This is a genomic window from Actinoplanes sp. TFC3 (genome assembly GCF_001553785.1).
GTDB lineage: Bacteria > Actinomycetota > Actinomycetes > Mycobacteriales > Micromonosporaceae > Actinoplanes.
Map to the genome: position 1 here is coordinate 842,574 of NZ_LOJP01000001.1, position 8,332 is coordinate 850,905.

Here is an 8,332-nt window from a genome sequence, read left to right on the forward strand (position 1 = left end):
GCTTGGATGCGGGCGGCCAGTTCACGGGGGGAGAACGGTTTGGTGACGTAGTCGTCGGCGCCCACCGAGAGGCCCACGATCTTGTCCACCTCGTCGGTGCGGCCGGTGACCATGATGATGTACGCGTCGGTGAACTGGCGGATGCGCCGGCACACCTCGATCCCGTCGACGTCGGGCAGGCCGAGGTCGAGGATGGCGATGTCCGGGTTCTGCTGCTGGGCCTGCTCGACGGCGCCTTCGCCGTCGGTGACCGCGAGCACGTCGAACCCTTCCTTCTCCAGCAGGTGCCGGCAGAGCAGCATGAACTCCGGTGAGTCCTCGACAACGAGCGCGCGTGGCCTGGACACGGAACCTCCGGAAGGGCTGCGGGAGCGGTACGAACGCCGCTCTTATCGGTTGGTCAGGGCTGGACTGGAGGAAATAGCGGTCCCGGGCGAGCCAGGAAATAGCCCTGACCCAGCTGCACGTTGAGGCTGCGCAGCCGCTCGTGCTCGGCGGGCGTCTCGATGCCTTCGGCGATCAGGATGGCCCCGATGTCCTGGGCGAAGCCGACGAGGGAACGGGCGAGCGCTGCTCGTACCGGATCGGCATCGATGTTCCGGGTGAGGGTGATGTCGAGCTTGATGATGTCGGGGCGCAACTGCAGGATGTGGCTGAGGCTGGCAAAGCCGGCCCCGGTGTCATCGACGGCGATGGCGATACCGGCGGAGCGCAGCCGGTCGGTCACCGCGATCAGCGCCGGATAGTCGTGCACCGGGGCGTGCTCGGTCAGTTCCACCGCGATCGGGTGGGCCGCGTGGGCCAGCAGCGTGGCCTGCACCTGCGGGGTGAGCAGCGCTTCCACCGACAGGTTCGCACTCAGGAACGCGCCGCTGGGTAGCTGGTCCAGGTGCTCGAACGCCTTCTCGATGGCGAGCTGCTCCAACTGCACCCCGAGGCCCGCGTCGGTCGCGGCGGTGAACGCGTCCACCGGGTTCGGGAAGTGCGCGAAGCGAGCGAGCGCCTCGTAGGCCCGCACGACGCCGTCCTCCAGCGAGATCACCGGCTGGAAGATGGGCTGGATGGCCTGCTCGGCGATGACGTCCCTGATGTCCCGCAGCATCGCCGGTGCGGGGGCGATGACGCTCATACGAGCACGGAGGCTTCCTCGCGGGCCCGGTGCAGGCACTCGACCAGCTCGTACGGGTCCACCTCGACGTCAGCGTCGACGTCCACAAAGCCGATCCAGGCACCCGAGGCGTAGCCGAAGCCGGCCTGCAGCGCGGCACCGCGGTCAAGGATGTCGTCCTGCACGATGACGCTGGTCCGCGACAGGCCGGCGAGCGTGCGCTCGGAGCCGTCGGTGCTGCCCCCGGAAACGGCGAGCACCTCGAACGAGATGCCCTGGGCGTACAGGGCGTCGGTGATGCGTTCGACCGAGCGGCGCAGGTTGGCGCCCGGGTTGTGGAACGGGATCACCACCGAGAACTCGACGGTCTGGCCGAAGCCGGAGATGACGACGGGGGGAACGGCGATGAGGTTCGCAACAGTCATGCCCTGTAGTTCGGATCGCTTCCTCAAGGCAGTCTCAGGCGCAAATCAAGGCCCCCGCAAAGGTTGCCGCTCGGTTGTGGGCCGCTCAGTACCAGTGTTAACTTAATCGTGTTTTCAATGGAAAGAGGTAAGTCGTGATCATCGTTACGGGAGCGACCGGCAAGCTCGGTAGCCGGGTTGTCGATCAGCTGCTCAAGCGGCTGCCCGCAGAACAGGTCGGGGTCAGCGTGCGGGAGCCGGCCCAGGCCCAGCACCTGGCCGATCGTGGCGTCTCGGTGCGCCGGGGTGATTTCGCCGACCCGGCCACGCTGGCCGAGGCGTTCGCCGGCGCCGACCAGGTGCTCGTGGTGTCGGCCGGCAAGCTGGGCGACGAAGGCCGGGTGCTGCACCGGGCCGCCTTCGCCGCCGCGGCGCAGGCCTCGGTGGGTCGCGTCCTCTACACCAGTCACATGGGCGTCAACCCGGACTCGCCGTTCCCGCCCATGCCGGCCCACGCGGCCCACGAAGCCGAACTCGCGGCGGCCGGCGTGCCGTGGACCTCGCTGCGCAACGGTTTCTATTCCTCAACTGTGCCCATGCTGGCCGGCCAGGCCGCACAGACCGGCCAGTTGATCGCGCCGGAGGACGGCCCGGTGTCGTGGACCACGCACGACGACCTCGCCGAGGCCACCGCGGTGGTGCTCTGCGAGCCGGACCGCTTCGATGGGCCGACTCCGCCGCTGACTGCCGCGGAGGCCATCGATTTGACCGGCGTGGCCGCGATCATGTCCGAGCTGAGCGGGCGACCCGTGCAGCGCATCACGGTGGCCGACGACGAATGGGTCGCCACGATGACCCAGCGCGGAATGACCGAGCCGCAGATCCGGATGACGCTCGGCATCTTCCAGGCGGCGCGCCGCGGCGACTTCGCGGCTGTGGACCCGGCGATGGAGAAGCTGCTGGGCCGGCGGCCGCAGTCCGTCCGGGAGGTGCTCAGCCGGTAGGAGTACTGATTGCCAAATATCGGCCGTGGTGCCGTACGTTCTATGGGCCATGGATGTCATCGATCTCGACCGGCCGCCGACCGAGCGCCGCCCGCCGGCCCGGTTGCGCCCGCACGTGCTGGTCGCGGCGGCCGGGGTGCTGGTCGTGGGGGCCGCGATCGGCGGCGTCGGGGCCTACGGCTGGTCCACCGCCAGGGTCGAGCGTGCCCGCAATGCCGAGGTGTCGGTGGTCATCCTCGCCGATACCGGCCCGCAGGCAAACGATGCCGGGGTGGGCGGGACGGTGCTCAACGACCGGGTCACCGATGCCTCGCTCACCCGCCGGGTCACGCTGGTCAACGCCGGTCCGCTCCCGGTGGACGTGCACGACCTGAGCGTCGATCGGCCGGGGCTGACCGTGCGCGGCGTGGACAAGTCGCGGTGGATCAAGCAGGGCGAAGCGGTGCAGGCCGACGCCGACATCCGCGTACGGTGCGGGCGCGGTCTGCCGATCGGTGAGCTGCAGGTGCGTCTGTTCGTGCGCACCTATGACGACCGTGAGCGCACCGCCGTTGCCACGCTCGACGCGACCGAATGGAACGATCAAGCCCGGCTGGCCTGCAACGGCGACCTGCTGTAACCACTGGAAACTTTTTGCACAACGGCGGGAAGGCGCGCAGCACCCCCACGCCAAGCCCGCGATCGGCGAGGTTTGCCCCCAGCTCCTTGTCGAACTGGCGGATCTGCGCGCTGACCCCGACTGGGTGATGTGCACGCGCTCGGCGGCCGTCGGACGCGAAGCGATCGGCACGTTCTGGGGGAACGCGCTGCCGCACCTGCCGCGGTTCGAGCCCAGGCGCCGCTGCCGACGCTGGTCAGCGGGGATATCGCCTTGACCTCGACGCCCGCCCAGGGGCGGGGCTGGGGTGCGGGCTCAAGCGGTGCGCCGGCAGAGCGACGGTAGTTGGCTGCGTCTCATCGATCAACCTGAGTTCCGGCAGACTGCCGCAGAGTTGCCCGGTTGAGGCAAAATGGCGCGGTGACTCAGCCGCTGCCGCACACCACCGCGTCTCTCACGCGCGATCTGCGCGCCCTCGGCCTGGCCACCGGCGATGTTGTCCTGCTGCACTCCTCGGCGAGCAGCATCGGCTACATCGCCGGTGGGCTGCAGGCGATCGTGCAGGCGTTTCTCGATGTTCTCGGACCCGGTGGCACCCTCGTGGTGCCGACCCACACCCCCGACAACAGCGACCCGGCAACGTGGACCCGCCCGCCGGTGCCGGAGGCCTGGTGGCAGGTCATCCGCGACGACAGTCCCGGCTTCGACCCGGCTCGCACCCCGAGCCGCTGGATGGGGGTGCTGCCCGAGGTGGTCCGCACCTGGCCCGGCGCGCTGCGCAGTGGACACCCGCAGGTGTCGTTCGCGGCGGTGGGTGCGCTGGCCGCCGAGCTGACGGCGGCCCACGACCTCGGCGCCGACTTGGGCGAAGACTCGCCGCTCGGGGCCATCTACCGCGCCCACGGCAAGGTGCTGCTACTGGGCTGCGGCTACCGGTCCAACACCTCGCTCCACCTGGCCGAGACCAGGCAGGATCAGGTTCCCCAAGCCCAATTCGGTGCTTCGGTACGTTCGGAGCACAGCACTTCCCGCTGGGTCCGCTGGACCGGCCCCGACACCGACTCCTCCGACTTCGCCGAGCTGGGAACGGCTTTCGACGCCACCGGCATCCCCGTCATCGGTCCCGTCGCAGGCGCCACCGCCCGGCTCATGCCCCAGCGCGACCTGGTCGACTTCGCCACTGGATGGATGCGCTCCCACCGTCGGCTGTGACGTTCGTCGTGGCATGATCATTCGAACGGGAACGTCAACTCGTTGCGATAACCTGACGCATTGTGAAGCTGAAGCTGAACCGACGCCAGTTGGTCATCGGCGCGGTCATCGTGCTCGTGGTGATCGCCGCCCTGTTCGCCAGCCGGGCCAACAAGGCGGCTGAGACGTCGGCCGGCGTGCTCGACGACGCGGCCCGCACGGCCTGCACCGACTTCGCCGGCGCCTACCGCGACGCGAAGACCAAGACCGCGCGGCTGGCCTTGGCCGACAAGGTCATGGAGTCCACGGTCAAGACCGACAACGACGTGATCGCCGACCGCGCGGCGGAGATGGGCCGCACGGCCAATGACACCACCTCGGAGTGGAAGTCCAGCGCCGCCAACCTCATGAACGCCTGCGAGAACGCGGGCTGGAAGGCTTGAGCGCAGGTCAGGTGGCGATGTCCGGGTAGGGCGTCTCGAAGTGGGCGGGCCGGGCGCCGTACGCAGCCCGCGGCTGGGCGCTGGCCAACCAGCACCTCGCCCCAGATATCCCAGCCGATCGCCACCGGCGTGCGCGACGGCGACGACAAGGTGGTGGCGGCGCTGAAGGTGACCGTGCACGCGGTCGAAACCGCTGTCGACAAGTTGACAGGGGTGTATCTACCGCCCTTGCTCCGTGCAGCCGGGGATATCAGCAGTGACTGGGCATTGCGGGATTCCGCACCCATGGTGGCCCGCGCCTGACCGGCGGTGGTCGAGAAGTTGCCTACTGGCCGAAAGTGGTTGCTTACGGGCAGGATCGGGCGCATGACGTCCCGGTTGCCCTATCCGCTCACCCTGACCGGGGACGGCATCATCCTGCGCGAGTGGCGGGACGACGACTTGGACGAGTTGGTCGCCTTGCTCGACGAACCCGCCATCGCACGCTGGACCCCGATGCCGTCGCCCTTCGACCTCGAAGCCGGTGTCGCCTACCTGAAACGGGCCAAGCGGGGCCGCGTCACCGGTAGCCGGATCCAACTGGCCATCACCGCAGACGGCGGCAAACCTCTGGGCGAGGTGCTGCTCTTCGGCGTTGATGCGGGTCTGCGCGAGGCCGAACTGGGCTATCTGGTGGGCGCGCATCATCGCAGGCGTGGGCTGGCTGCCCGCTCACTGTCCCTGCTTTCCTCGTACGCCCGCAGCTCGCTGGATCTGAGCCGCCTGGTGCTGCGGATCGATCCGGGTAACACGGCCTCCACCGCAGTGGCCCGGCGTTGCGGCTACCGGTTGACCGGCGAACCCCCCATTCTCCAGGAGGGCCCGTACGGCCCGAGCAGTTTGGACACTTGGGAGCTGGTCTCGGCCGGCGGCAGCACCAGGATGGAGCGCCTGCGCAACGTCGCCGCCCGCCGCTACGGCCGCCGCATCTAGGTGGCATCGTGGAGGTCGACCGCGCCCGAGTGGTGGCGTACCGGATCAGCGCACTGGGGCTCGCGCAACAAGGGTCGCAGCGGCCGGCCGATCTGCCGGTGCTCGATCTCGGGGTGCCGGAAGCCGGCGTCGCGTTTGCCTGATCGGTCACCAGTTGGGCGGCAGGGTATCCGGGGCGGTGATCTTCGGGCCGCGGAAGCGGTAGGCGATTGCCACCATGATGACCAGCGCCCAGACGCCGGAGACGATGGCCGCAGCCCACCAGCCGATCACGGCCAGGATCAGGGCCACCGCCCAGACGACGGTGGCCGCAAGGATGAGGGAGACGGGAACCCGGCGCCGGGATGCATGATTGCCGGCCATCCGGGCACAGAAGTCAGGGTCATCGCGGCGAAGCTGGCGCTCCAGCTGCGCCAGACGGCGGTTGTCTTCCTTGCTGAGCATGTCGCACCTCCGGCGGGGCCCGGACCTGGGGGAGCACGACGACCGGGAAAGACATACCCGCCCCGGCCGACGCCTCCATTGTTACCTGCCGGAAACGAAATTCCTACGGCGCGCACACTTGTGTTCATGCCTGATTAATGCTGAGCAGCCGCGTGATCCGTTCCCAGGCATCCGAGGCGGCCGTAGCGTGGTGACTTGCTTGCCGATCGCAGAGAAATCCGTGCCCAACGCCGGGATGTGCGGGATCTTCTCAGGCGCGTACGGCCCGGAAGACCCAGGTCCGCATGAGCAAGAAACGCACGCCGGTAGCGACGAGGTTGGCAAGCACCAGGACGGCCAGCTCCACAGCGGTCGCCGGCGCGGTCGTAAGGTGCAGCAGGGCGAGCGATCCGCTGGTGAGTCCCAGCCCGATGCCGAAGACCACCAACCCCTGCGCGTGGTGACGCCACGCGCTGTGCGAGCCGCGCACCTGGAACGTCACGCGCCGGTTGACCGCGGTGTTGGCGATCGCGGTGATCAGCAGGGCGATGAGGTTGGCCCCCTGGGCGCCGACCCCGGTGCGCAGCAGGGCGTACAGGGCCAGGTAGGCCAGGGTGCTGGCCACGCCGACCGCGGCGAAGCGCAGGATCTGACCGGTCAGCCCGGCCGGGACACCGGCCACCGGCAACGGGTTGCGGCCGAGCTGCTCGCGCAGGGCGGCCAGGGGGAGCCGTCCGCTGCCCAGGGCCCGGGTGAGCCGGGCGATGCCGCGCAGGTCGGCCAGCGCGGTGGCGACGATGTCCACCCGGCTGTCCGGGTCGTCCACCCAGTCCACCGGCACCTCGTGGATGCGCAGCCCGGCGCGTTCGGCCAGCACGAGCATCTCGGTGTCGAAGAACCAGCCGGTGTCCTCGACCATGGGCAGCAGGCGAGCGGCGACGTCGGCCCGGATGGCCTTGAATCCGCATTGTGCGTCGGAGAAGCGGGCGGCGAGCGTGCTGCGCAGGATCAGGTTGTACGACCGGGAGATGAACTCGCGCTTGGCCCCGCGGACCACCCGGGAACCCCGGGCAAGGCGAGAGCCAATCGCCAGGTCTGAGTGCCCCGAGATGAGCGGCGCGACCAGCGGCAGCAAGGCCCCGAGGTCGGTCGAGAGATCCACATCCATGTACGCCAGGACCGCCGCGTCCGAATGGGTCCACACGTAGTTGAGCGCCCGCCCGCGACCCTTCTGGTTCAGGTGCACCGACGCCACCTCGCTCAGCGACTCGGCGAGCTGGCGAGCCACCTGCGCGGTCGAGTCCGTGCTGGCGTTGTCGGCGATCGTGATGCGGAACCGGTACGGGAACTCGGCGCTCAGATAGTCGTGCAGCCGGCGGACACAGGGCTCCAGATCGATCTCCTCGTTGTAGACCGGGACAACGACATCCAGCACCGGGGCAACGGTCTTCGCCGGGCCCTGCTCGTGCTCGCTCAGCGTGGAAAGGCTCATGTCACCAAGGTCGTCCGCGGCCCTTTGTGCGCTTTGTGGCGACCCTGTGGCGCGGCTGTGAGTGCTGAAAACGCACCAGGCGGCCCCCTGGCCGGGAGCCGCCTGGTGCGTGGTGCCGGAGTTACTGGGTGGGCTGGGTGAGGTCGTAGATCGTCACGTTGTCGACGGTCTGGGACTGGAAGTTCTCCTGGACCCAGGTGGAGATCTGCGAGCTGTCGCTGCTGCCACTGCTGGTGCCGCCACGTCCGCCGCCGCCGAAGCCGCCGCCCCCGATGAAGTAGTGAATCTTGCCGTCGGCGACGTACTTCTGGAACTGCGCCAGCGTCGGCGAGGGGTCGGTGCCGTTGAAACCGCCCACCGGCATCACCGGCTTCTGAGTGGCCAGCTGATAGCCGGACGCGCTCTGCGAACCCACCGCCGCGGCGATCCACGTGTACTTGTCGGCGTCGGCCTCCAGCAACTGCTTCATCTGGTCGCTGACGGTCGCGGCGTTGAGCAGCCCGCCCATGCCGCCGCCCCCACGCATCCCGCCGCCGGTCATCCCGCCCTGCTGGCCCGGCGTGGTGCCGCCCTGCTGGCCCTGGTTGCCGCCGGGAATGCCGCCTTGATTGCCGGGGAAACCGCCTTGGCCGCCGGGGACGCCCCCTTGAGTGCCGCCCGGGAAACCGCCCCGGTTGCCGCGCAAGCCGCCGCCGCC

At 69.3% G+C, this 8,332-nt stretch carries 12 protein-coding genes and 3 pseudogenes; 8 read left to right on the plus strand and 7 right to left on the minus strand.

The window, feature by feature from the left end:
- The 3 genes from TFC3_RS03630 to TFC3_RS03640 form a co-directional block, all read right to left on the minus strand.
- A partial coding sequence (locus TFC3_RS03630; RefSeq protein WP_153040402.1) for a response regulator transcription factor occupies positions 1 to 347 on the minus strand: 347 nt, incomplete at its 3' end.
- A gap of 53 nt (positions 348 to 400) precedes the next feature.
- Positions 401 to 1,129, minus strand: a complete 729-nt coding sequence (locus TFC3_RS03635; RefSeq protein WP_067495563.1) for an EAL domain-containing protein — start codon at positions 1,127 to 1,129, stop codon at positions 401 to 403.
- Positions 1,126 to 1,533 (minus strand): glycosyltransferase, encoded by a 408-nt coding sequence (locus TFC3_RS03640; protein ID WP_067495566.1) that lies wholly within the window; start codon positions 1,531 to 1,533, stop codon positions 1,126 to 1,128. The genes TFC3_RS03635 and TFC3_RS03640 overlap by 4 nt, the downstream gene beginning before the upstream one ends.
- Positions 1,534 to 1,667: 134 nt before the next feature.
- Between TFC3_RS03640 and TFC3_RS03645 the strand changes: the two genes are divergently transcribed.
- The 8 genes and pseudogenes from TFC3_RS03645 (at position 1,668) to TFC3_RS39945 (ending at position 5,863) form a co-directional block, all read left to right on the plus strand.
- Positions 1,668 to 2,516, plus strand: a complete 849-nt coding sequence (locus TFC3_RS03645; RefSeq protein ID WP_067495577.1) for an NAD(P)H-binding protein — start codon at positions 1,668 to 1,670, stop codon at positions 2,514 to 2,516.
- Positions 2,517 to 2,565: 49 nt separating this feature from the next.
- Positions 2,566 to 3,135: a hypothetical protein gene (locus tag TFC3_RS03650; RefSeq protein ID WP_153040091.1), complete on the plus strand. Its 570-nt coding sequence runs from the start codon at positions 2,566 to 2,568 to the stop codon at positions 3,133 to 3,135.
- 94 nt (positions 3,136 to 3,229) lie between these two features.
- Positions 3,230 to 3,520 (plus strand): annotated as a pseudogene (locus TFC3_RS39025) (DUF4440 domain-containing protein).
- 14 nt (positions 3,521 to 3,534) lie between these two features.
- Positions 3,535 to 4,326, plus strand: coding sequence for an aminoglycoside N(3)-acetyltransferase (locus TFC3_RS03655; protein WP_067495590.1), 792 nt, complete (start codon positions 3,535 to 3,537; stop codon positions 4,324 to 4,326).
- A 62-nt stretch (positions 4,327 to 4,388) separates the two neighbouring features.
- A complete protein-coding gene (locus TFC3_RS03660) occupies positions 4,389 to 4,748 on the plus strand; it encodes a hypothetical protein (protein ID WP_067495599.1) in 360 nt (119 codons plus the stop codon).
- A gap of 129 nt (positions 4,749 to 4,877) precedes the next feature.
- Complete coding sequence (locus TFC3_RS35320) at positions 4,878 to 5,051, plus strand: hypothetical protein (protein WP_201787118.1); 174 nt, start codon at positions 4,878 to 4,880, stop codon at positions 5,049 to 5,051.
- 63 nt (positions 5,052 to 5,114) lie between these two features.
- Positions 5,115 to 5,720: a GNAT family N-acetyltransferase gene (locus tag TFC3_RS03665; protein ID WP_067495602.1), complete on the plus strand. Its 606-nt coding sequence runs from the start codon at positions 5,115 to 5,117 to the stop codon at positions 5,718 to 5,720.
- 8 nt (positions 5,721 to 5,728) lie between these two features.
- Positions 5,729 to 5,863, plus strand: a complete 135-nt coding sequence (locus TFC3_RS39945; RefSeq protein ID WP_255363741.1) for a hypothetical protein — start codon at positions 5,729 to 5,731, stop codon at positions 5,861 to 5,863.
- 4 nt (positions 5,864 to 5,867) lie between these two features.
- On the opposite strand, the gene TFC3_RS03670 is transcribed toward TFC3_RS39945, so the two are convergent.
- The 4 genes and pseudogenes from TFC3_RS03670 to TFC3_RS39030 all read right to left on the minus strand — a co-directional run.
- Positions 5,868 to 6,164 carry a DUF3040 domain-containing protein gene (locus TFC3_RS03670; RefSeq protein WP_067495605.1) on the minus strand — a complete coding sequence of 99 codons (297 nt, stop codon included), beginning with the start codon at positions 6,162 to 6,164 and terminating at the stop codon, positions 5,868 to 5,870.
- A 124-nt stretch (positions 6,165 to 6,288) separates the two neighbouring features.
- Positions 6,289 to 6,390, minus strand: a pseudogene (locus tag TFC3_RS40320) (hypothetical protein); the annotation flags it as partial.
- Positions 6,391 to 6,414: 24 nt separating this feature from the next.
- Entirely contained in the window at positions 6,415 to 7,635 is a 1,221-nt protein-coding gene (locus TFC3_RS03675) for a bifunctional glycosyltransferase family 2/GtrA family protein (protein ID WP_067495608.1), read from the minus strand.
- Between the two features lie 121 nt (positions 7,636 to 7,756).
- Positions 7,757 to 8,332 (minus strand): annotated as a pseudogene (locus tag TFC3_RS39030) (glycosyl transferase); the annotation flags it as partial.

What these genes read in the sequence shown, in the direction of transcription:
- TFC3_RS03675 (WP_067495608.1), bottom strand. Translation starts at nt 7,635, where the DNA reads ATGAGCCTTTCCACGCTGAGCGAGCACGAGCAGGGCCCGGCGAAGACC.
- TFC3_RS03670 (WP_067495605.1), bottom strand. Translation starts at nt 6,164, where the DNA reads ATGCTCAGCAAGGAAGACAACCGCCGTCTGGCGCAGCTGGAGCGCCAG.
- TFC3_RS03665 (WP_067495602.1), top strand. Translation starts at nt 5,115, where the DNA reads ATGACGTCCCGGTTGCCCTATCCGCTCACCCTGACCGGGGACGGCATC.
- TFC3_RS03640 (WP_067495566.1), bottom strand. Translation starts at nt 1,533, where the DNA reads ATGACTGTTGCGAACCTCATCGCCGTTCCCCCCGTCGTCATCTCCGGC.
- TFC3_RS03635 (WP_067495563.1), bottom strand. Translation starts at nt 1,129, where the DNA reads ATGAGCGTCATCGCCCCCGCACCGGCGATGCTGCGGGACATCAGGGAC.
- TFC3_RS03650 (WP_153040091.1), top strand. Translation starts at nt 2,566, where the DNA reads ATGGATGTCATCGATCTCGACCGGCCGCCGACCGAGCGCCGCCCGCCG.